Origin of the sequence: Streptomyces sp. T12 (assembly GCF_028736035.1) — a bacterium.
Classification (GTDB): domain Bacteria; phylum Actinomycetota; class Actinomycetes; order Streptomycetales; family Streptomycetaceae; genus Streptomyces.
Genome location: NZ_CP117866.1, coordinates 3,539,574 through 3,561,099, shown reverse-complemented (window position 1 = coordinate 3,561,099; position 21,526 = coordinate 3,539,574). Strand labels below are relative to the sequence as shown.

Sequence of the window (21,526 nt, the reverse complement as noted above, 5' to 3'; positions counted from 1 at the left end):
ACTACACCCACGTCCGGGGGCGGTAACGGTTGGCACGTTCCACCAGGTCGATCCTCTCCTCGCCGCCCCGCGCGAGCCTGGCCAGCATCCGGTACGAACGCTCCAGGCCGAAACGCAGTCCCCGCTCGTCCAGGCCGCTGCCGAGCAGCGTCCGTCCTCCGGTGGCGGCGGGAGGGGCGGAACCCTGGCCACCGGAGAGTATCCAGTCCAGCGCGCAGCCGAGGACTTCCGTCGACAACTGCTCCCGGCGCGCCGGGTCCAGACCGTACGCGTCCAGCGCCTCGACCTGGCCCGCGGCCGCGGTCAGGTCGTCCAGGAACGGTACGTCAGCGGCGACCGCCGTGCGCCCACGCAACCGGGCGCGGACGGCCGCCACGCGTGCGGCCGTGTAGTGAATGGAGCTTTCCGGAACCGACTCCAGGGTCCCCACGGCGCTGCGGCGGTCGCCGGCCGCGAGCTGGACGCGGGCGAGACCGAAGGCGGCGCTCACATAGCTCGGGTCGGTCGACCACACCAGACGGTAGTACTCGGCGGCGTTGTCCAGCTGGCCCAGCACCTCCGCGCACAGGCCGAGGGCCAGCTTGGGGGCGGGCTCGCCGGGGAAGGCGTCGTAGATCGCGTCGAAGGCGAGCGCGGCGCCCTCGCGGTCGCCGGTGCCGAGCGCCGCCACGCCCCGGTACCAGACGACCCGCCAGTCGTCGGGCCGCTCGTCCTCCAGCTTCAGCAGGGCCTCGTGCGCGGTGCCGGCGTCGCCGTTCTCCAGCCAGGCCCGCACCTGTCGCAGCCGCGTCTCGGTCGACGGCGCGGAAGCGGCGGCGAGGGCACCGAGCAACTCGGCCGGCGCGGTGGTCATCAGGCCCGCGAGGAAACCGGCGTTGGGGTCGGAGGGGTCGACCCGGGGGACCGGAAGCGCGAGGGCGGCGACGGCGGCGTCGACGACCTTGACGATGCCGCCGGAGACGGCAGGCAGGTTGGCGGCGGAGACGGCAGGCAGGTTGGCGGCGGAGACGGCAGGCAGGTGGGCGGCGGGGAGGGAGAGCTGCTGCTTCCGGGTGCGCACGACCCGCGCCCCCAACCGCGACACCTCGCCGGCCTGCTTCGGGAACAGCTCCGTGTCCGTGACCCGTACCTCGGGGCCGAACAGGGTCGACAGCGCCGGCCTGGCCCGGCCCGTCTGCAGGGACACCACCTCGCGCAGGACGCCGGTCAGTTGCTCCGTCATCTCCTGCGCGGAGGCGAAGCGGCGGGCCGGGTCGGGGTCGGTGGCGCGGACCAGGAGGCGGTAGAAGGACTCGTACTGGCGGAAGACCTCGATGTGGTCGGGGTCGGGCAGGGAGTCGACGTAGACGTTCGTGTAGCCCTGGAAGTCGAAGGTCAGCACGGCCAGGGTGCGCGCCACGGTGTAGAGGTCGGACGACACCGACGGGCCGACCTCCGCGACCTCCGGCGCCTGGTAGCCCACCGTGCCGTAGATGGCCGACTCGTCGTCGTCCATCCTGCGCACCGCGCCCATGTCGATCAGCTTGAGCTGGTCCTCGGTCTGGATGGCGTTGTCGACCTTGAAGTCGCAGTAGAGGAGGTTCCGGCTGTGCAGGTGGCCGAGGGCCTCCAGCGCCTCGATGCCGTACGCGCACGCCTGCTCGACGGGGAGCGGGTCACGCTTTCCGGTCTGCGTACGGCGCGAATTCGCGAGTTCCTTCAGGGACTTGCCGCCCACGTACTCCATGACGATGTAGCCGTCGAGCGAGCCCGTGCGCTGGTCGAGGTGCTCGACGAAGTTGTAGATCCGCACGATGTTGGCGTGCTCGATCTCCGCGAGGAAGCGCCGCTCGGAGATCGCCGCCGCCATCGCGTCCTGGTCGCCGGTGTCGAGCAGGCCCTTGAGCACCACCCAGCGGTCGGAGACCGCGCGGTCCACGGCGAGGTAGATCCAGCCGAGGCCGCCGTGCGCCAGACAGCCCACGACCTCGTACTGGCCGTGCACGATGTCGCCGGCCCTCAGCTTCGGGACGAAGGAGTACGGGTGGCCGCACTTCGTGCAGAAGCCCTCGGTGCGGCCCGGGCGGTCGCCGCGGGCCCGGCCGACGGGCGCGCCGCAGTCCGAGCGGGAGCAGAACCGCTTGCGCTCGGGCACCTCCGGGTTCTCCAGCACCATCGCGCGCGGGTCGGGCCGCGGCACGTCCGGGACCTGGACCAGGCCGACGCCGAGCCGGCCGCGGCCGCTGGAGCCGGCGGTCGAGCCGGAGCTGCGCACCGACACCGAGCGGCCCGTGGAACGGCCCGACAGCGCGCGTGACAGCCGTCCCGACACCGAGCGCCGGGACTTCGACGACTGCGACGACGTACGCGAACTGCCGCGGCTGGTGGAGCGGGAGCTGCCGCTGCCCGCCGAGCCGCGTGAGTCCTTGCCGCCGGCCGTCACCCCGGTGGGCGGCGAGCCGACCGTGCCGGTCGCCGAGACGACCGGGGCGAGGCCGCAGGTGTCGCAGTACAGCTCGCCGCCGCCCACGTCCTCGTACGCCCCGCCGCAGTCCGGTCGCTGGCAGGTCTGCTGTGGCTGACTCACGACGACTCCCCCCTGTCCCTCATGACCCCGGCCCCCTCCGGTCCTCGGGCCCGCGGGGACCCGGCACGCGCGGGCCGCCGAGCAGTTCGGCGGCCGCATGCTGGTAGCGCAGGACCGCCTGTTCGGCGACGCGCAGGTCGCAGGGGGCGCTCCACAGCATGCGGCGGGCCGCGTCGTACCGCTCGATGAGGAACGGGTCCTCCGCCAGGCCGTGCCGGGCCACCTTCGCCTTGTACGCGTCGAGGCGGCCGCGCAGCTCGGCACGGACCGCCAGGGGCGCGGTGACCGCGGTCAACGACTCGCGGGCGCGCAGCAGTTCGTCCTCCGCCCTCTGCTCCAGGGACTCCAGGAGCGGGGACAGGCGGTGCCACTGGGCGTGTCTGCGGTACTCGGCGGCCGTCGCCAGCTGCTCCTGCAGCGCGGTCGGCGGGCCGCTGACGACGGGCACCTCCGTGGCGGCGATCTTCGCCAGCACCTCGCCGCGCGCGGTGCGGGCCTCGGCGAGCGTACGGTCCGCGCGGGACAGCACGTCACGCAGCCTGACCAGACGCTGCTCTGCGTCCTGACGGACCGTCAGCACAGCGTCGATCTCCCGGCGTACGTCCTCCAGGGCGCGCGCCTCCCGGTCGTAGACCGTGGTGTCCGGCTTGCCGCCGCCGGGTGCCGAACTCCCTTGTGTGGGAACCCAGTACGCGAGCGGGTCGGACACCACCTGGGCGCGCAGGTTGGTGAGCGTGCGCGTGATGCGCTCCAGGTCGTCACCCGCCGGGTGCTCGCCGGGGCGTACGCCGACGGAGTGTGCGAGCCGGCGGGTGCGCTGGAGTTCCGCGGCCAGTAAATCGATGCGGGCGGGCAGCGCCGACCAGACCGCGTCGGCGGCGACGACCATGTCCAGCGACGTCGCGTACAGCTCGTTCATCCGGTCGACCAGGGTGACGAGCGTGAACTGCTCGCTGAGCTTGCCCGAACCGCCGTGCAGCGTCGGGGCGTTGGCCGCGGCGGCCGCCGATCCCGCCACGGTGACGGACTCGCCGCGCAGCAGTTCCGTGAGCTCCACCAGGTCGTCGCGGCTGGACCAGCGGCGGCGGGAGCGGATCTCGCGGGCGGAGCGCAACGTGTCCGTGTACGCGTCGAAGTACGCCCACAGCAGCGTGATCGACGCCTCCGCGGCCGTCCAGCGCTCCTTGGTGACGCCCGTGAGCTCGGCGCCTTCGAGAAGTCTGCGGCCCGCGTGGTCCTGCAGGGCGAGGAGCGAGGTCTCGATCGCCTCGTGCTCCGCGCCGAGCCGCGCCAGCGCACGGTCCACCTCGTCCCGGTCCATCACCGGCCCGGCGGGGTCCGTGACGCCCATCGATCACCTCTCGCTGCGTTGTGTTCCGTCAGTGGTCTTCGTCAGTGTTCGTCAGTCTTCGTCGGCGGTCGATCGTCAGTCGATGGTCGGTCACTTGTACTGGGCTTCGGGCGGGGTCGCCGAGGCCGACTTCTTGTCGCCCTGGTCCATGGTCGGATGCAGCCACTTCTCGTACGACGTCTCCCAGCCGCCGTCCTTGACGTAGTTCTCCAGGGTCCGGTTGACCTGGCGTACCAGATCGTCGGAGCCCAGTTTCATCGCCACGCCGTAGTACTCGTCCGTGAACAGGCCGCCCTTGAGTTCCACCGCGGGGTCCTGCGCGGCCTGACTCGCGGCGAGCGCGCCGTCGGTCACGACCGCGTCGACCTCGCCGAGCTGCAACTTCACCAGGCAGTCGAGCTGGTTGGGGACGATTATCCTGATGTCGGTGGAGCCGGGGAGCTCGCCGCTCTTCCTGCCCGCCTTCAGGTTGTCGTACGCGGTGGAGCCCTTCGCCGAGCACACCTTCTTGTCGGCCAGGGTCTTGTCGTATCCGGTGATCGTCGAGGTCTTGGGCGCCAGGACCTGCTGACCGGTCACGAAGTAGGGGGCGGAGAAGGCGACTTGCCCGATGCGGTCGCAGTTGATCGTCATGGTGCGGACCACCATGTCGACCTCGCCCTTCTGGATCGCCTCGATACGCCGGCTGGTCGGGATGGCCTTGAACTGCACCGCGTCGCGGTCGCCGAGGATGTCCTGGGCGATCCGGTGGACCAGGTCGATGTCGAATCCCTCCAGCTCACCGGAGGGGTTGTTCGGGTCGAGGTAGCCCCAGCGGTAGCTGTTGGTGTCGACGCCGACGATCAGGCGCCGGTCCTTGCGGGCCTTGATGGCGTCGACGGCCGGGGTCTTCCCGTCGCCGCCGGACGGCGACAGGCTCTGGTCCTGCGGGTTCTCGCAGTCCTCGGCCCGCACCTGGCTGCCGTGGGCGACGCCTTGGCCGCCGATGACCGCACCGTCGTCCCCGCCGTACGGCTGGGACAGGGGCAGCAGCAGCGCGAAGGCCACCGCCAGGGCGCAGACGAGCGCCATCGCGCCCACCCCGCCCCAGCCGCGCAGGCCGGTCCGCAGACGCCGCCACCGGCGGCCCGCGCCCCGGAGGCGAACCGAGTCGTCGCGTGCGTGCATCGTCCTGCCCCCTTTCACCGGTACTCCGACAGCCTGCGACCGATGCCGAGCACCGCGCCGGCCGCGCCCAGGACCGCGAGGACCGCGGCCCCGGTCGGGAGGCCGGCCAGCGAGTCACGGCCGTCGCTCGCGGCCTGCTTGAACTCGTTCTGCTCGTGCTTGAGCGCCGCCGCCAGGGCCTTGTCGATGTTGTCGAAGCACACGCTCGTCGGCTCCTTCGCGGCGCCGATGACGCGGTCGCGGGCGGCCTGGTAGTTGCCCGAGTCGTTGTCGGCGCGGGCGAGGCCGTGGCGGTCCTTCCAGACCTTCATGAAGCCGTTCGCGTCCTGCACGGGCTTCTTTCCCGCCGTGTCGTCGGCGAGGCCCTCGGCCCGGACCAGTGCCTTGCCGAGCTGTTCGATCTCCTGGTCGTAGCCCCACTCGTACGCGTCCACCACGGTGTCGTCGTCGAGCGTCCTGGTGTCCGCGCCGCGGCGGACCAGGTTCAGGTTCTCGTCGCTGCGGGCGGTCAGGGAGGCGATGCGGGCCTCGTGCAGCACGTTCAGCGAGCGGACGCCGTGGTCGTAGGAGTCGGTCAGGCCCGCGCGCGCGACGGTGTGGCCCACGGCCAGCCACAGCAGGACCACGGTGGATGCGGCCGTGGCGGTGACGAGGCCGTGGTTCAGGACCCGGTTCGTGCGCTGGTAGTTGCGGTGCTGGGCCCAGGCGAGGGCGGCCAGGGCGAGGATGCCGAGGCCGGCCGCGGCCCAGGGGAACGACTTCGCGTCCGCGTAGTCGTCGCGCAGGCGCTGGTTCTCCGTCTGGTGGAGCTTCTCGGCGGCCGGCAGCATCTTCTGCTGCATCATCTCGTTCGCCGCGCGCAGATAGGCGCCGCCCACGGGGTAGCCCTGGCGGTTGTTGGCCCTCGCCGTCTCGACCAGGCCCTTGTACTGCGGCAGCAGCCTGCTGAGTTCGGCGATGGTGTTCGCCGAGGTGGAGCCCGGTTCGGAGTTGGCGGCGGCGGTGACGAGTTTCGAGGCCGCCGTGCGGATGTCTCGCTCGTAGCCCTCGCGCATGGCGTGCTTTTCCTGCAGTCCTGCGAGATAGCCGCTGGTCGCCGCGGTGTTGGCGTCCGCCAGGGAGCCGTAGATGTCGGCCGCGGCCGAGGGCAGGGGCTGGCTGCGGTGGAGGACGTCGTCGGCGGCCGTCGCCCGCTCGGTCATCTGCCAGGCGGCCACGGCACCGAAGGCCACGACGAAGAGGGCGAGGAGGGCGCCGATGATCCGCAGGCGGCCGGGCTCGGTGGTGGCGGCCGCGCGGAGCTGGTCGAAGCCCTCGGCGAAGGCGGTGCGGCGGGGGCCCGCGGCAGGCGGGGTGGGCGTGGCGGGCCGGACGGGCTGGGGCGGTACGGACGGCATGGTGGGTGCGCCGGGTGCCGGGTCGTGTCCCGGTGGTGGTGCCGTGCTGCTCTTCGGCGTCTGTGTCACTGCTGACCTCCCCCGTGGTCATCCGTCGCCGCAAGTATCGCTGCCGGGACTGACATCCGCACCGGGCTTCGCTGGATCTTGATCGGATCGCAGCGGAATGCCTGTCAGCGGCTGGGCAGGACCCCGCACCACCCCTGCCCATGAACACGCGGCGGGAATCAGTTCGGTTCCCCCTGGGGGCCTGCGGCCGATTCGAAATGGGTGCGTACCCGCTCATGCACCTCCGCTCCCGCCCCCACCCGGTCCAGCCCCAGCAGCGCCGCCCCCAGCACCGGACTCGCCGTGACCACGCCCGGTACCGCCTTGGGGGCGCGGGATGTGAGCAAGTCGCGGATACCGTCGATGAGTTGGGGGTGGCGCGCCGCCAGGACGCCCCCGCCCAACAGCACCGGCGTCTCCTCCTCCAGCAGCTCCAGTCGGGTCAGGGCGACCGTCACCATCGTCACCACCTCGTCGGCCAGGCGGTCGACGATCTCGCGGGCGATCGGGTCGCCGGTCATGGCCGTCGCGAAGAGGACCGGGGTCAGTTCGTGGCGGCGGACAGGGGCGATGCGTTCGAGGTGCAGGGCCTCGATCAGGGCGTACATGGTCGGCAGGCCGAAGTGGGCGGGGAGGGTGTGCGCCAACGCCGTAGGCACTCCGCGGCCGTCCTCGGCCCGGGCCGCGTGCCACAGGGCCTCCTCCGACAGACCCCAGCCGCCACCCCAGTCGCCGGAGATACGGCCCAGCGCGGGGAAGCGGGCCGTACGGCCGTCGGGGCGCATGCCCACGCAGTTGATGCCGGCGCCGCAGACGACGGCCACACCGCGGGGCTCCGTCACGCCCGCCCGGAGGATGGCGAAGGTGTCGTTGCGGACGTCGACGGTCGTGCCCCACGCGCGTGCGTGCAGCGCCGTCGCCAGTTGCTCCTCCTCCACCGGGAAGTCGGCGTTGGCCAGGCAGGCCGAGACGTGGTCGGCGCGGGTGACGCCTGCCGAGGTGAAGGCCTCCTTCACCGCTTCGGCAAGGGTGTCCATCGCCGGCTCCACGCCTACCGCCGGCGGGCGGAATCCGCCTCCGCGGGCCGTGGCCAGGACGGTTCCGTCGGCGGCCACGACCGCCACGTCGGTTTTGCTGTTGCCCGCGTCTACGGCGAGGACACGTGCGGTCATGCCCACGCGAGGTGCTCCCGGTTGTGTGCGATCAGCTGGTCGGTGAGTTGCTCCGCGTACGCGTACTGGCCGATCAGGGGGTGGGAGAGCAGAGCCTTGAAGACCCGGGTGCGGCCGCCGTGCAGGGCCGCGTCCAGGGCCAGGTCCTCGTAGGCCGTCACCTGGGCCATCAGGCCCGCGTACAGGGGGTCCGGGGGCGCCATCGGGAGAGGGGTCGCGCCCTTCGTTCCCACCCCGGCCTGTACCTCGATCACCGCGTCGTCGGGGAGGAAGGGAAGCGTGCCCTTGTTGGAGGTGTTGACCACTTGGTACGGGCTGCCGGCGCCGTTCAGCAGCGCGGCCGCCAGGTCCACCGCGGCCTCCGAGTAGTACGCGCCGCCTCTCTTGGAGAGCAGTTCCGGCTTCTCGTCGAGGGAAGGGTCGGCGTAGAGGGTGAGCAACCTCCTTTCCATTTTCGCCACTTCCGCGGCGCGCGACGGTTTGGTGCGCAGTTCTCGCACCACCTCGTCGTGGGCGTAGTAGTAGCGCAGGTAGTACGACGGCACCACGCCCAGACGGTCCAGGAGGGGGCGGGGGAGGTGCAGGTCGGCGGCGAGGGTGTCGCCGTGGTCGGCCAGCAGTGTCGGCAGGACGTCCTCGCCCTCGGGGCCGCCCAGGCGTACCCCGGTCTCCCAGGTGAGGTGGTTGAGGCCCACGTGGTCGAGGTGGACGTCGGCGGGGGTCACGCCGAGCATGGCCGCGAACTTGCGCTGGAAGCCGATCGCCACGTTGCACAGGCCGACCGCCTTGTGGCCCGCCTGGAGCAGGGCCCGGGTCACGATGCCGACCGGGTTGGTGAAGTCGATGATCCAGGCGGTGGGGTTGGTACGGCGGACGCGGTCCGCGATGTCCAGGACCACGGGGACCGTGCGGAGTGCCTTTGCCAGGCCGCCGGCGCCCGTCGTCTCCTGGCCCACGCAGCCGCATTCCAGGGGCCAGGTCTCGTCCTGCTCGCGGGCCGCCTGACCGCCCACGCGGAGCTGGAGGAGGACCGCGTCCGCACCTTCCACCGCCGCGTCCAGGTCTGTCGTCGTGGTGATCGTGCCGTGGTGACCCTGGCGCTCGAAGATGCGGCGGGCCAGGCCACCCACCAGTTCCAGACGGTCCGTCGCCGGGTCCATCAGGACCAGTTCCGCTATCGGCAGGGTGTCCCGGAGGCGGGCGAAGCCGTCGATGAGTTCGGGGGTGTAGGTCGAGCCTCCGCCGACCACGGTGAGTTTCACAGGTGGTTCAACCCTTCACTCCGGTGAGCGTGACGCCCTCGACGAACGCCTTCTGCGCGAAGAAGAACACGAGGATCACAGGGGCCATGACCAGTACGGTCGCGGCCATGGTCAGGTTCCAGTCGGTGTGGTGTGCGCCCTTGAACGACTCCAGGCCGTAGGAGAGCGTCCAGGCGCCCGGGTTCTCGGACGCGTAGATCTGGGGGCCGAAGTAGTCGTTCCACGCGTAGAAGAACTGGAAGAGGGCCACAGCGGCTATCCCCGGCTTCGCCATGGGGAGGACGACCCGCAGGAGTGTGCGGAATTCGCCGCAGCCGTCCACCCTCGCCGCGTCCAGGTACTCGTTCGGGATCGTCATCAGGAACTGGCGCAGGAGAAAGATCGAGAACGCGTCTCCGAACGCCATCGGGATGATCAGGGGCCACAGGGTGCCCGAGAGGTCCAGCTGCTTCGCCCAGAACAGGTACATCGGGATGATGACCACCTGGGGCGGCAGCATCATCATCGAGATGACCAGCATCAGAGACAAATTCCGGCCACGGAAGCGGAACTTGGCGAGCGCGTACGCCACCGGGACGGACGACACGACGGTGAGGACGGTGCCCAGACCCGCGTAGATCAGGGTGTTCTTCCACCAGGTCAGAAAGCCGGGCGTGTCGAAGACCTTGGTGTAGTTGCCCCACTCCCAGGTGTCCGGGACCAGGTCGCGGGTGAGCGCCTGCTGGTCGCTCATCAGCGAGGTCAGGACGACGAACACGAAGGGCAGGGTGAAGAAGAGCGCGGCCGCGACGCCGAGCGAGTGGACGGCGATCCACTCCAGCAGCGCCCTGCGCCGGGCCGTGCGCTCGGCGATGCTCGGAGCGCTCAACTCCACCGGCTTGTCCAGCACTTGGGTCATGGTCAGTCACCTGCCTGCATCAGTCCGCCCCGACGCCGCATCAGCAGCGCGGTGAACGCCATGGCCAGCGCGAACAGCACCAGCGCGACCACGCACGCCGAGCCGTAGTCGAAGCGCTGGAAGCCGAGGTTGTAGACGAGCTGGGGGAGGGTCAGCGTCGACTTGTCCGGATAGCCCGGCTCGAACTGCTGGCCGGAGCCGCCGATGATGCCGGAGGCGACCTTCCCGGCCACCAGTGGCTGCGTGTAGTACTGCATGGTCTGGATCACGCCCGTGACGACGGCGAACATCACGATCGGCGAGATGTTCGGCAGGGTCACGAACCGGAACCGCTGCCAGGCCGACGTCCCGTCCAGCTCCGCGGCCTCGTACTGCTCCTTCGGTACGTCGAGCAGCGCGGCCATGAAGATGACCATGAGGTCGCCCACGCCCCACAGCGCCAGCGCGGTGAGGGCCGGCTTGGACCAGGCGGGGTCCGTGAACCAGCCGGGCGTCGGCAGCCCCAGGCCGTCGAGGACCGAGTTGACCGGGCCGGTGCCGGGGTTGAGGAGGAAGACGAAGGCCAGCGTCGCGGCGACCGGCGGGGCGAGGTACGGCAGGTAGAAGAGGGTGCGGAAGACACCCGTGCCGGTCTTGATCTTCGTGATCAGCAGACCGATGCCGAGCCCGAACACCACCCGGCAGGTCACCATCACCAGCACCAGCCAGAGCGTGTTGCGCAGTGCCGGCCAGAACAGCGGGTAGTCGTTGAAGACGTAGGCCCAGTTGCCCAGGCCGCGGAAGACCGGTGTGCCGAAGCCGTCGTACTTCATCAGTGAGAAGTACACGGTGGACACCAGCGGATAGGCGAAGAAGACGCCGAAACCGATGAGCCACGGTGACAGGAAGGCCACCGTTCGAAGCGCCGACCTGCGGCGCTTCGCGCGGAGAGTGTGCGTCGGCATCGGGACGCTACTTCGCCTGCTCGATGTCGGTGTCGATCTGCCGGGCGGTCTTCTCCAGACCGGCCTTCAGGTCCTTCACCTTGCCCGACTCGTACTGGTAGCCGAAGTCCTGCAGCGTCGTCTGGTACGTCGAGCCGTTGACGGAGGCCGGCGGCGTGTTCGACTCCGGGTTCCGGGCGATGTCCAGGAACGTCTTGAAGCCGGGGTCCACCTTCAGGTCGGGCGACTTCAGCGCGGCGAACGTGGAGGGCACGTTGTGGATGGCGTTGGCGAAGGACACGACGGCCTCCGTGTCGGTCGTCAGGTACTTCACCAGCTCCCAGGCCGCGTTCTGCTTCTCGCTCTGCGGGGCGATGCCGATGATCGTGCCGGAGAGGAAGCCCTTGCCGTACTGGTCGACCTCGTCGTCCGCGACGGGCATCGGGGCGGTGCCGACCTCGAAGTCGACGCCGGAGTCCTTCGCCATGCCGAGGCGCCACTCGCCGTCGAGCTGCATGGCCACCTGGCCGGTCTGGAACGGGTGCTTGGCGCCCCACTCGTCACCGAAGGTGTTTCGGTACTTCTCCAGCTTCGCGAAGCCGCCGAGGTCGTCGACGAGCTTCTTCTGGTACGTGAACATGTCGGCGAAGGCCGGGTCCTTGGCGATGTTGGACTTGCCGTCCTTGTCGAAGTAGGCGTGGTCCCACTGGGACATGTAGTGGTCCACGACCGTCTCGTAGCCGTGGTACGTCGGCATGAAGCCGAGCTGCTCGTAGCTGTCGCCCTTGGTCCTCGTCAGCTTCTTCGCGACCTTCGCGAACTGCGACCAGGTCTTCGGCGGGGACGTGATGCCCGCCTTCTCGAAGGCGTCCTTGTTGTAGTAGAGGCCGTAGGCGTCGCCCAGCAGCGGCAGGGCGCAGCGGGTGCCCTCGAACTGGGTGTAGTCCAGCATCGGCTTCGGGATGATCTTGTCGAGGTCGAGCTTCGACTTCTCGATGAACGGCTTCAGGTCGAGGAAGGCGCCGGAGGAACAGAACTTGCCGATGTTGGAGGTCGTGAACGACGACACCACGTCCGGACCGCTCGAACCGCCCGCTCGCAGCGCCTGGTTGAGCTTGTCGTCGTTGATGTTGCCGACGACCTTCACCGTGATGTTCGGGTGGGCCTTCTCGAAGCGGTCCACGTTCGCCTGGATCGCCTTGGCCTCGGCGGGCGCGCTCCAGCCGTGCCAGAAGGTGATCGTCGTCTTGGCGTTGGGGTCGTCGGTGGCACCGGACTCCGACTGGCCGGTGCAGGCCGTGGCGAAGAGGGCCAGGGAGGCGGTGGCGGCGAGGGCGGCGGCCGCCTTGCGGGACGGTGAGGGTATGACGTTCCAGGACTTTCCGGGCATGGCAGGGTCTCCCAAGGGCGGGACGGGGTGAGTGAGGGAAGGCGGGGGGTGGGTTAAAGGGCTGAGCTCAGGGGGGGGCTCAGCGTGCGGTGTCGAAGACCTCGTCGCGCGTGGTCGCGAGGGCGCTCTCCAACGCGCCCCGCAACACGGGGTGTTCACGCACGTCCCCGACGACGAGCCGGGGCCGGGCCGCGGCCAGTTCCTCCAGCTCGGCCTGGACGAGGGCGCGCAGCGCCTCGCCGCCGGAGGTGAGGGAGGCGCCGCTGAGGACGACCAGTTCGGGGTCGAGGACCGAGACGAGGGAGGCGAGACCGGTCGCGAGCCGGGTCGCGTAGGTCTCCAGGAGGAGCCGGTTGAGGACGGTGTCCTCCGCGGCGGCCCGTTCGACGAGGGCGGCGGCCGCCTCGGGGTACGGCCCCGACGGGATGTTCGCGATACCGAGTTCGCTCGCGAGATGGGGGATCGCCTGCGAACCGGCCAGCTCCTGGTAGCCACCACTGTTGGCTTTGGTTACCTGGCGGACCAGGGGGGCGCCCGGAACCGGCAGGAAACCTACCTCTCCCGCGCCGCCGGTCCAGCCGCGATGCAGCCGGCCGCCGAGGACCAGGGCGGCGCCCAGGCCCCCTTCGTTCCACAGCAGCACGAAGTCCTCGTGACCGCGGGCCGCGCCGAGCCGCTGCTCGGCCACCGCCACGAGGTTGACGTCGTTCTCGTACTCGACCGGCATCGGCAGGGCCGCGGCGAGTTCGTCGAGCAGCGCCGGGGTGTGCCAGCCGGGGAGGTGGGAGGCGTAGCGCAGCCGGCCCGTGTTGGGGTCGAAGGCGCCGGGGGTGCCGATGACGAGCCGGTGGATGTCGTCGTGGGCGAGGCCTGCCGCCTTCACCGCGCCGTCGAGGGCGTCGGTGACCTGCCGGACGACGGGTCGGGCCGGCCGCCTGCCGGGGGTGGGCAGTTCGTACGACCCCACCGTGCGGCCCGTGATGTCGGCGACGGCGGCGAGGATGCGTTCGGGGGTGACATCGAGCCCCGCGGCGTACGCGGCGGCCGGATTGACCTCGTACAGCTGGGCGCCCGGGCCGGGGCGGCCCTCCGTCGTGCCGGTGGCCAGGACGAGGCCGGCGGCTTCGAGGCGGGCGAGCAACTGGGAGGCGGTCGGCTTGGAGAGGCCGGTCAGCTTGCCGATCCGCGTGCGGGACAGCGGCCCGTGCTCCAGGAGGAGGTCCAGGGCGGCACGGTCGTTCATGGCGCGCAGGACGCGCGGGGTGCCCGGCGTACCGGCGGTTCCTGCCATGGGGATCGACACCTGCCTCTCGGCTGACCAGCTTCTCAGCGATCTACGACGGAAGTCCATCCAGGATCACTGTTAGGAAAGTTTCCTATCGGGTTGCCAGGAAGGTAGACCCGAGGGGGAGGTGTCGTCAAGAGAGGTCTATACCAGGCAACCGTGCGGTGACCGGTTCCGGCGATGCCGCACGGCGAGTGCCTGATCGCCTTCTCGCGGGTCAGGACCATCGGCAGCAAGCCGCTGACCGGGCGTGAGCTGGACGAACTCGCCCAGCGGGAGTACGAGAAGGTGATCGCCGAGGGACGGTGCGAGGCGCCGTGGCCGCGGTGGCGGGGGTGGGTCGGCTGAGGGAGGCGCGGCTACTTCGTCACGCTGGGCGGCGTCAGCGGGGTGGCCGCCTGGGCCTGCGGAGAGGACGTGTTGGAGTACGCCGACGGAGCCGCCATCCCCGCCGTCGGGTCGGTGGCGGCCGCCTCCTCCGTCGTGAGGGGAGCGCGGCCGACGATCCGGATGTCGGCGGCGTCGAAGGCGCGCTTGATGCGCCAGCGCAGCTCGCGTTCCACCGTCAGGGACTTGCCGGGCATGGTCTTCGCGGACACCCGTACGACCATCGAGTCCAGCAGCACGCTGTCCAGGCCGAGGACCTCGATCGGGCCCCAGAGGAGCTCGTTCCAGGGCTCCTCCTTGCTCATCTTCTCGGCGACCTCGTCGATGGTGCGCTTGACCTTGTCCAGGTCCTCCGAGGAGCGGACGGTGACGTCCACGCCGGACGTCGACCAGCCCTGCGAGAGGTTGCCGATGCGCTTGACCTCGCCGTTGCGGACGTACCAGATCTCGCCGTTGTCGCCGCGCAGCTTGGTCACGCGCAGGCCGACCTCGATGACCTCGCCGGAGGCGACGCCGGCGTCGATGGAGTCGCCGACGCCGTACTGGTCCTCCAGGATCATGAAGACGCCGGAGAGGAAGTCGGTGACCAGGTTGCGGGCGCCGAAGCCGATCGCCACGCCCGCCACGCCGGCGGAGGCCAGCAGCGGGGCCAGGTTGATGTCGAAGGTGGCGAGGATCATCAGGGCCGCGGTGCCCATGATCAGGAAGCTCGCCACCGAGCGCAGGACCGAGCCGATCGCCTGCGAGCGCTGACGGCGCCGCTCGACATTGACCAGCAGGCCGCCGAGGGCCGTGCCGTCCACCGCCTGGGCGGTGCGGTTCATCCGGTCTATGAGCTTGGTGATCGCCCGCCGGATCGCCACTCTCAGCACTGCCCCGATGACCAGGATCAGCAGGACCTTCAGGCCTATCGCGAGCCAGGTCGACCAGTTCTGCTCGACCCAGCTCGCGGCCTGGGTCGCGCTCTCGTGGGCGTCCTGGATCGAGGGCACCGCCGGGGTCGTCGTCTCCGACGGGGACGGTGACGGGGTCGAACCGGCGGCCAGTAGGTCGGCGGGCAAGGACACGGCTGGTACCTCCAGTGCAGCGGCCCGCCCCACCGGCAGATGGTCAAGGTCACGAAAAGGTCACCGGCAGGGCAGGTCCACCACACTATCGGGGCATCGTGTGTGGATCGTCGCCGTGTTCGAGGGAGGAACCGTGCCCACCCGGGGATGAACTGGTGGGATGAACAGTTCGTCATCCTGGGGATGAATCAGATGTGGTCGAAAACACTCCCAGCCCGTTACCGGGACATGGTGGCGCTTTCACCAGGCAAGAGGGGAGACTGAGTCCAGATCGTCCCGGCGCGAGCCACGCGCCGCCGACGCCCAAGGAGGCATCCGTGCCGCATGTCCTGGTCCTCAACGCGTCGTACGAGCCACTCGGCGTCGTACCGCTCCGCCGCGCGCTCGTCCTCGTCCTCGAGAACAAGGCCGTATGCCTCGAGGAGTCCGGCGCCTTTATGCACAGCGCAACCGTCACAGTCCCCGCACCCAGCGTGGTCCGGCTCAAGCGATTCGTCCGGGTTCCCTATCGGGGGCCCGTTCCTCTTACCCGCAGGGCGCTCTTCGCGCGCGACGGGGGCCGGTGCATGTACTGCGGTGGCGTCGCAACCAGCGTCGACCACGTCATCCCGCGCAGCCGCGGGGGCAAGCACGTCTGGGACAACGTGGTGGCCTCGTGCCGCCGCTGCAACCACGTGAAGGCCGACCGACACCTGTTCGAGATCGGCTGGCGGCTGCGCCACAAACCTGCTCCACCCACCGGCCTCGCCTGGCGCATCATCGGCACCGGGCATAGGGACCCGCGCTGGCTGCCGTACTTGCAGCCGTTCGGCGCGGAGGACGCCATGGCCCGGATCGACGGCATTTCCGCCTGACGATCCGGGCCTTCGCATACCCGGCGTGCCGTGCGTGTGACCGTCCGGCCCCGAGGGTCCCCCGTGCCCCCGGGGCCGGACGGTCACGTGGCCGCCGGGCCGTCCTCACCCGCAGCGCGGCTCCGCTCTCACACGTACCGCAGCTCCGCCGGCCGCACCGAGCGGTGCAGCAGGGGCAGTGAGGTGGCCGCCGCCAGCAGGCAGCAGGCGTACACCGCGAGGGGGACCAGCAGCGAGACGTACGGCACGTCCGGCAACACGTACTCCGTGGTGATCGACGCGTACCAGACGCCGATCGCCATGCCGCCGGCGCCCGCCGCCACGACCGCCGGGATCAGCGGGAGCGCGGTCTCCAGGAACAGCGCCCGGGCCAGCACCCCGCGCGGCACCCCGGCAGCGTTCTGCACCGCCAGGCCCCGGCGCCGGGTGGCCAGGGACTCGGCGGTACCGACAGCGAGAGCCGACAGGACGATCCCGAGGGCGACGAGGATCGCGGCCGCCGTCAGATCGAGGCCCGTCGTATAGAACTCCATGCGCATGCCGAGGTGGCCCTCGCGCCTCATGGCGTGCAGATCGGCGAGCATTACCTGCCGCACTCCCACGAAGCCGGTGCCGACCACGGTCACCAGCAGCACGGCCCCGTGGGTTCGGGCCGCCGCCCACGGGTCGTCGCGCAGCCGTTCCGCAGCGATCAGCAGGGCCGGGCGCTGAGCCCGGACCGCGAGGGTGCGGCCCAGCAGGCCGGAGGACCAGCCCGTCAGCCACACCGCCGCGGCACCGACCAGCAGGGTCAGGGCCAGGATGATCACCGGAAGGGGGGAGACCACGTGGGGCCTGTCGAACACCGAGGTGCGCAAGGTCAGTACCGCCGACACCGCGAGCAGCCCGGTCCCCACCAGGAACACCCGGCCCGGACGCTGGGCGGTCCGCACCCGGCGCACCCAGCCGAGCGGTGACGCCACCACCCGGCGCAACGCCAGCGCGGCCACCGCCGCTCCCAGCGCCGGTACCGCCAGGGTGACCAGGGTCATCCCCGCCCAGGCGAGGGCGGTCGGACTGGTCCACAGGGACAGCAGCACCGGAACCGCGACCGCGGTGGCGAGCGCCGAGCCCAGCAGACAGGCGATCCCCGTCTCCAGCGCGGCGATCCGGCGCACCTGCCAGGGAGCGGCCCCGGCCAGTCGCAGCCCGGCGAGCCGCCGGTCGCGGTGGACGGCACCGATCCGCGCGGTCTGGCCGAGGAAGCCGAGCACCGGGATGAGAAGGAGCGCCAGGCTGAAGATCACCCCGGAGCGCTGTCCCGGGTCGTTCAGCAGGCCGTGCGCGAGCGGCACGCTGTTGTAGCCGTCGAGCGAGGCCAGCGCGACGCCCGCCTGCACGAACCCGGTCGCGAGCGCCGCCCCGACCGCCGTGAGGGCGACCCGCCACCACTCGCGCCGGTCGGATCCCTGGGTGAGCAGCCAGGCCAGCCGGAGGTCGGCCCTCATGCCGCCACCTCCAGCGGCGTCACGGTCCCGTCGGCCAGCCGCACCTCGCGGTCCGCGTACGCCGCCACCTGGGCGTCGTGCGTGATCAGCAGCACCGCCGTGCCCGACTCGCGGGCCGTGTGCGTCAGGGCCGTCATCACCTGCTCGCTCGCCAGCGAGTCCAGCGCCCCGGTCGGCTCGTCCGCGAAGACCACCTTCGGGCCGGTGACCAGGGCCCGGGCCAGGGCCGCCCGCTGGGCCTGGCCGCCGCTCATCTCGCCGGGCCGCAGCTCCTCCTGCCCGCGCACCCCGAACCGCTCCAGCCATTCACCGGCCTTCGCCTGTGCCTCCTGCCTGCGCGCACCGGCGAGCAGCAGCGGCAGCGCCACATTGTCCAGGGCCGTCAGCTCCGGGATCAGCTGCCCGAACTGGAAGACCACGCCGAACTCCGTACGCCGCAGCTCGCTCAGCCGCCGCTCGGGCAGCCGGTCCAGCCGCTCCCCGGCATACGTCACCGAGCCGCTGTCCGGGCGGACGATGCCGGACAGGCAGTGCAGCAGCGTGGACTTTCCGCTGCCGCTGGCGCCGGTGACGGCGAGGATCTCGCCGGCCCGCAGCTCGACGGAGGCGCCGCGCAGGGCCTCGGTCCTGCCGTGTGCCTTGACGAGGTCACGGGCCGCCAGCAGCGGCACCGCGCCTCCCCCTGTGTTGCTCATGCTGCGTCGACCTCCGCGGTCAGGGTGGTGAGCCGGGCCGCCGTGGTCGTCATCCAGCGGAGGTCGGCATCGAGGTGGTTGAGGGCGTAGTCCGCCGAGAGCACGGTCGCGAGATCGGTGCCCGACGCGGTCTTGACCGCCGTGAGCTCCCGCATCCGTGCCATGTGGGCGGTGCGCTGGGCGCGCAGATAGGCCTCGGGGTCGCCGCCCGACAGGATCGACACGACGACCTTGGCGAAGATCTCGTTCGTCACGAACGGCGCGGGTGGCGCGATCTCGCCGGCCCACCTGGCCAGTTCGCGCGCTCCGGCGTCCGTCGAGCGGTACGTGGTGCGCTCCGGGCCGCCGTCCGCATCGGTGCCCTCGACCTCGGCGAGCCCGTCGCGGACCAGTCGCTGCAGGGTCGTGTAGACCTGCCCGTAGGCCAGTGGGCGGGCCTGCGGGAAGCGTTCGTCATGGCGTCGCTTGAGGTCGTAGCCATGGCTCGGCCCCGTGGCGAGCAGCCCCAGCAGGATGTGGCGGGTGCTCATGCCGATCATTATGTACTGCGTACATGTACTGAGTGAATAGTGATCAGAAAAATAGTTCGAGAAGGGCGGCCTGTGGAGCAGAATGTGCGGAACAGAATGTGACACGAGGCACGTTGTTCGTTTCTGGACGTCTGTCCCCGCGCCCGGTGGGTAGGGCTGCGGTAACCCGCACGCCGTACTAGCAGAGGAGGGCACCCGTGCCCACAGCATCGGCCCTGTCCAAACCCGAGGCGCCCAGCGAGCCCGTGATGTACGAAGGCGTCTTCACCGAACCGGAGATGCACGCCTGCGTCTTCAGCGCCGAGGGCGCCTCCGCCGAAACCCCCCTCACCAGCGAACCTCCCCTCCCCGACGTCGAGCCCCTCACCAGCGAGCCGCCGCTCGCCGACGCCGCGCCGCTGACGAGTGAGGCAGCCGTCTGGGATGCGGGTATGGACACCGGTATGGACATGGATTTCCCGAGGCCGTAGATGACAGCAGAGCGGTCGGCCGAAGCCCTTGCCGAGGGTTCTGAGGGCCCTGAGGGTCCCGAGAGCCCCGAGGATCTCCCCTCCGACGACCTGGCCCGGCTCGCCGAGTTGCACGGCGTCGCCACCTCCTACCAGCCGTCCGCCGACCGTACGGTCACGGCCTCCGCCGCCGCGCTCACCCTCGCCCTGGCCGCCCTCGACGTCGACACGAGCACACCCGGGGCCGTCGGTGCCGCGCTCGGCGCGCGGGAGCGGGAGCTGCGCGAGCGGCTGCTGCCGCCGACGGTCGTGTGCTGGAGCGGGGCCGAGCCCGAGGCGCTGGCCGGGCTGCCGTCCGGCACCCGGCTGCACATCGAGACCGAACAGGGCGAGGCCCGCGCCGCCGCCGACCACCTCCCGCCCGGCGTCCACCGCTTGACGGCGACCGCCCCCGACGGCCGTACGGCGACCAGCCACCTGGTCGTCGCCCCGCCCCGCCTGCCCACGCCCCCCGGACGCTCGTACGGCCTCCTCGTCCAGCTCTACTCCCTCCTCTCCCGCCGCTCCTGGGGCATGGGCGACCTCGGCGACCTCGCCGAACTCGCCGCCTGGGCCGGCCGGGCGCTGGGCGCCGGATTCGTGCAGGTCAACCCGCTGCACGCGGCCGTACCCGGATCCCCGACCGACCCTTCCCCCTACCGCCCGTCCTCCCGCCGTTTCCCCGACCCGGTGCACCTGCGGGTCGAGGACGTGCCCGAGTTCGCACACGTCGAGGACCGTGAGCGCGTGCGGGTCTTGCTGGAGCGGGCCGGGCGGCTGCGTGAAGCGGTACTGGAGAAGGGGGAGTTGATCGACCGGGACGCGGTGTGGGAGGCCAAGCGCGAGGCGCTGGAGCTGGTGCGCGAGGTACCGCTCGGGCCGGGGCGGCGGGCCGCGTACGTCGACTTCCTCGCGCAGGAGGGGGACGCGCTGGAGGACCACGCCACCTGGTGCGCGCTGGCCGAGCTGCACGGCTCGGACTGGCAGCGGTGGCCGGAGGGGCTGCGGGACCCGCGATCACCCGAAACCATCCGCGCGCGGGGCGAGTTGATGGACCGGGTCGACTTCCACTGCCGTCTCGCATGGCTCACCGACGGCCAGCTGACCACCGCGCAGCGGCTCGCGCGGGAGGCGGGGATGCCGGTCGGGATCGTGCACGACCTCGCGGTCGGTGTGCATCCCGGGGGCGCGGACGCCTGGGCGCAGCAGGAGTACTTCGCGGCCGGGATGTCGGTGGGCGCCCCGCCGGACGCCTTCAACGCCCGCGGCCAGGACTGGGGGCTGCCGCCCTGGCGGCCGGACCGGCTGGCCGAGTCGGGGTACGAGCCGTACCGCCGACTGCTCAGGGCGCTCTTCCGCTCCGCGGGCGCGCTGCGGATCGACCACGTCATGGGGCTGTTCCGGCTGTGGTGGGTGCCGCAGGGGCATGCGCCGACGGAGGGGACGTACGTCCGTTACGACGCCGAGGCCATGCTCGCGATCCTGGTGCTGGAGGCCTCCCGGGCAGGGGCGGTGGTGATCGGGGAGGATCTCGGCACGGTGGAGCCGGGCGTGCGGGAGACGCTGCGCTCGCGGGGCGTGCTCGGCACCTCGGTGCTGTGGTTCGAGCGGGACTGGGACGGGGGCGGCCGCCCGCTGCCGCCGGAGTCCTGGCGCGCCGACTGCCTCGCCACCGCCACCACCCACGACCTGCCGCCCACCGCGGCCCGCCTCACCGGCGAACACGTCCAACTCCGCGACAGCCTGGGCCTGTTGACCCGCCCACTGGAGCAGGAACGGGCGGAGGCGTCGGCGGACACGGGCGAGTGGCTGGAGCTGCTCTCCCGGCTCGGCCTGCTGCGGGGCTCGCACGGCGGGCACTGCACCTCGCAGGAGGAGGCCGAGATCCAGGCCGTCCACCGCTTCCTGCTGCGCACCCCGGCCCGCATGGTCGGCATCTGGCTCCCGGACGGCGTGGGCGACCGCCGCCCGCAGAACCTGCCGGGGACGTGGGACCAGTACCCGAACTGGCGGCTGCCGATCGCGGACGCGCAGGGGCGAGCGGTGACGCTGGAGGAACTGGCGGAGTCGGCCCGGGTGCGGGCGTTGGTGGAGGTGCTGCGGGGCGAGGCGGTCCGGCGGGGGTGACGCCCCAGCGGACCGCGCCTCATACGGCACCCCGGGCGCGCGGCCCTTCCCGTCGTTCGATACTTTTGGCCCCGTGGACAAGAAGAACGCCCTGCGCGCCGGCGCCCTGGCTGCCGGTACGACGCTGATGATGCTGCTCATGTCGTCCCCCGCGCTCGCGCTCACGCGCGACGACGGCGACGACCCCGGTCAGGGCCTGAGCGTCATGGAGACGCTGGGCCAGTTCGTCTTGGCCCCGATCGTGCTGTTCGCGGTCATCGCGGGCCTCGTGATGGTCCTGGACCGCTCCACGGACCGCCAGCCGAAGGCGAAGGCCAAGGCGAAGGCCTGATTGGCCGGCTGGGCCGGCTCGGCCTGATCACGCTGATCAGGAATCTTCCGCCCGGTCACTGCTTCCCCGAGGGCGCCGACCCTGTCGCACGTACGCGCATC

19 protein-coding genes are annotated in these 21,526 nt (G+C 71.2%); 5 read left to right on the top strand and 14 right to left on the bottom strand.

Annotation, left to right across the window (positions count from 1 at the left end; genetic code table 11):
- Position 1: 1 nt before the first annotated feature.
- The 10 genes from PBV52_RS15845 to PBV52_RS15800 all read right to left on the bottom strand — a co-directional run bounded on the left by PBV52_RS15845 (position 2) and on the right by PBV52_RS15800 (position 13,465).
- On the bottom strand, positions 2 to 2,566 hold the full coding sequence (locus PBV52_RS15845; RefSeq protein WP_274239007.1) for a serine/threonine-protein kinase: 2,565 nt from the start codon (positions 2,564 to 2,566) through the stop codon (positions 2 to 4).
- A 19-nt stretch (positions 2,567 to 2,585) separates the two neighbouring features.
- Positions 2,586 to 3,917: a hypothetical protein gene (locus tag PBV52_RS15840; RefSeq protein ID WP_274239006.1), complete on the bottom strand. Its 1,332-nt coding sequence runs from the start codon at positions 3,915 to 3,917 to the stop codon at positions 2,586 to 2,588.
- Positions 3,918 to 4,007: 90 nt separating this feature from the next.
- Positions 4,008 to 5,084 (bottom strand): glutamate ABC transporter substrate-binding protein, encoded by a 1,077-nt coding sequence (locus tag PBV52_RS15835; protein WP_274239005.1) that lies wholly within the window; start codon positions 5,082 to 5,084, stop codon positions 4,008 to 4,010.
- 14 nt (positions 5,085 to 5,098) lie between these two features.
- Positions 5,099 to 6,550: a hypothetical protein gene (locus PBV52_RS15830; RefSeq protein WP_274239004.1), complete on the bottom strand. Its 1,452-nt coding sequence runs from the start codon at positions 6,548 to 6,550 to the stop codon at positions 5,099 to 5,101.
- Positions 6,551 to 6,708: 158 nt separating this feature from the next.
- The gene (locus PBV52_RS15825) at positions 6,709 to 7,707 is read right to left on the bottom strand and encodes an N-acetylglucosamine kinase (RefSeq protein ID WP_274239003.1); all 999 of its coding nucleotides are present in this window, start codon (positions 7,705 to 7,707) and stop codon (positions 6,709 to 6,711) included.
- Positions 7,698 to 8,963, bottom strand: a complete 1,266-nt coding sequence (locus PBV52_RS15820; RefSeq protein WP_274239002.1) for a 6-phospho-beta-glucosidase — start codon at positions 8,961 to 8,963, stop codon at positions 7,698 to 7,700. The genes PBV52_RS15825 and PBV52_RS15820 overlap by 10 nt, the downstream gene beginning before the upstream one ends.
- Positions 8,964 to 8,970: 7 nt before the next feature.
- The gene (locus PBV52_RS15815) at positions 8,971 to 9,861 is read right to left on the bottom strand and encodes a carbohydrate ABC transporter permease (RefSeq protein WP_274239001.1); all 891 of its coding nucleotides are present in this window, start codon (positions 9,859 to 9,861) and stop codon (positions 8,971 to 8,973) included.
- A gap of 2 nt (positions 9,862 to 9,863) precedes the next feature.
- Positions 9,864 to 10,805 carry a carbohydrate ABC transporter permease gene (locus PBV52_RS15810; protein WP_274239000.1) on the bottom strand — a complete coding sequence of 314 codons (942 nt, stop codon included), beginning with the start codon at positions 10,803 to 10,805 and terminating at the stop codon, positions 9,864 to 9,866.
- Between the two features lie 7 nt (positions 10,806 to 10,812).
- Positions 10,813 to 12,174, bottom strand: a complete 1,362-nt coding sequence (locus PBV52_RS15805) for an ABC transporter substrate-binding protein (protein WP_373921873.1) — start codon at positions 12,172 to 12,174, stop codon at positions 10,813 to 10,815.
- Positions 12,175 to 12,253: 79 nt separating this feature from the next.
- Positions 12,254 to 13,465 carry an ROK family transcriptional regulator gene (locus PBV52_RS15800; protein ID WP_274238999.1) on the bottom strand — a complete coding sequence of 404 codons (1,212 nt, stop codon included), beginning with the start codon at positions 13,463 to 13,465 and terminating at the stop codon, positions 12,254 to 12,256.
- 174 nt (positions 13,466 to 13,639) lie between these two features.
- On the opposite strand from PBV52_RS15800, the gene PBV52_RS15795 reads away from it, so the two are divergent.
- Positions 13,640 to 13,807, top strand: coding sequence for a hypothetical protein (locus PBV52_RS15795; protein ID WP_274238998.1), 168 nt, complete (start codon positions 13,640 to 13,642; stop codon positions 13,805 to 13,807).
- Between the two features lie 11 nt (positions 13,808 to 13,818).
- Here PBV52_RS15795 and PBV52_RS15790 read toward each other — a convergent pair whose 3' ends face one another.
- Positions 13,819 to 14,913 carry a mechanosensitive ion channel family protein gene (locus tag PBV52_RS15790; protein ID WP_274238997.1) on the bottom strand — a complete coding sequence of 365 codons (1,095 nt, stop codon included), beginning with the start codon at positions 14,911 to 14,913 and terminating at the stop codon, positions 13,819 to 13,821.
- Between the two features lie 317 nt (positions 14,914 to 15,230).
- Between PBV52_RS15790 and PBV52_RS15785 the strand changes: the two genes are divergently transcribed.
- Positions 15,231 to 15,767, top strand: a complete 537-nt coding sequence (locus tag PBV52_RS15785; protein WP_030049754.1) for an HNH endonuclease — start codon at positions 15,231 to 15,233, stop codon at positions 15,765 to 15,767.
- 128 nt (positions 15,768 to 15,895) lie between these two features.
- On the opposite strand, the gene PBV52_RS15780 is transcribed toward PBV52_RS15785, so the two are convergent.
- From PBV52_RS15780 to PBV52_RS15770, 3 genes are read right to left on the bottom strand one after another with little or no spacing between them, the layout of a single operon-like run.
- Positions 15,896 to 17,254, bottom strand: coding sequence for an ABC transporter permease (locus PBV52_RS15780; protein ID WP_274238996.1), 1,359 nt, complete (start codon positions 17,252 to 17,254; stop codon positions 15,896 to 15,898).
- Positions 17,251 to 17,949: an ABC transporter ATP-binding protein gene (locus tag PBV52_RS15775; RefSeq protein WP_274238995.1), complete on the bottom strand. Its 699-nt coding sequence runs from the start codon at positions 17,947 to 17,949 to the stop codon at positions 17,251 to 17,253. The genes PBV52_RS15780 and PBV52_RS15775 overlap by 4 nt, the downstream gene beginning before the upstream one ends.
- A complete protein-coding gene (locus tag PBV52_RS15770; protein ID WP_274238994.1) occupies positions 17,946 to 18,479 on the bottom strand; it encodes a PadR family transcriptional regulator in 534 nt (177 codons plus the stop codon). Before PBV52_RS15770 ends, PBV52_RS15775 begins: the two co-directional genes overlap by 4 nt.
- A 248-nt stretch (positions 18,480 to 18,727) precedes the next feature.
- On the opposite strand from PBV52_RS15770, the gene PBV52_RS15765 reads away from it, so the two are divergent.
- The 3 genes from PBV52_RS15765 (at position 18,728) to PBV52_RS15755 (ending at position 21,425) form a co-directional block, all read left to right on the top strand.
- The gene (locus PBV52_RS15765) at positions 18,728 to 18,949 is read left to right on the top strand and encodes a hypothetical protein (RefSeq protein ID WP_274249406.1); all 222 of its coding nucleotides are present in this window, start codon (positions 18,728 to 18,730) and stop codon (positions 18,947 to 18,949) included.
- Entirely contained in the window at positions 18,950 to 21,094 is a 2,145-nt protein-coding gene (gene malQ, locus PBV52_RS15760; RefSeq protein WP_274238993.1) for a 4-alpha-glucanotransferase, read from the top strand.
- 73 nt (positions 21,095 to 21,167) lie between these two features.
- Complete coding sequence (locus PBV52_RS15755) at positions 21,168 to 21,425, top strand: hypothetical protein (RefSeq protein ID WP_031476771.1); 258 nt, start codon at positions 21,168 to 21,170, stop codon at positions 21,423 to 21,425.
- Positions 21,426 to 21,526 lie beyond the last annotated feature (101 nt).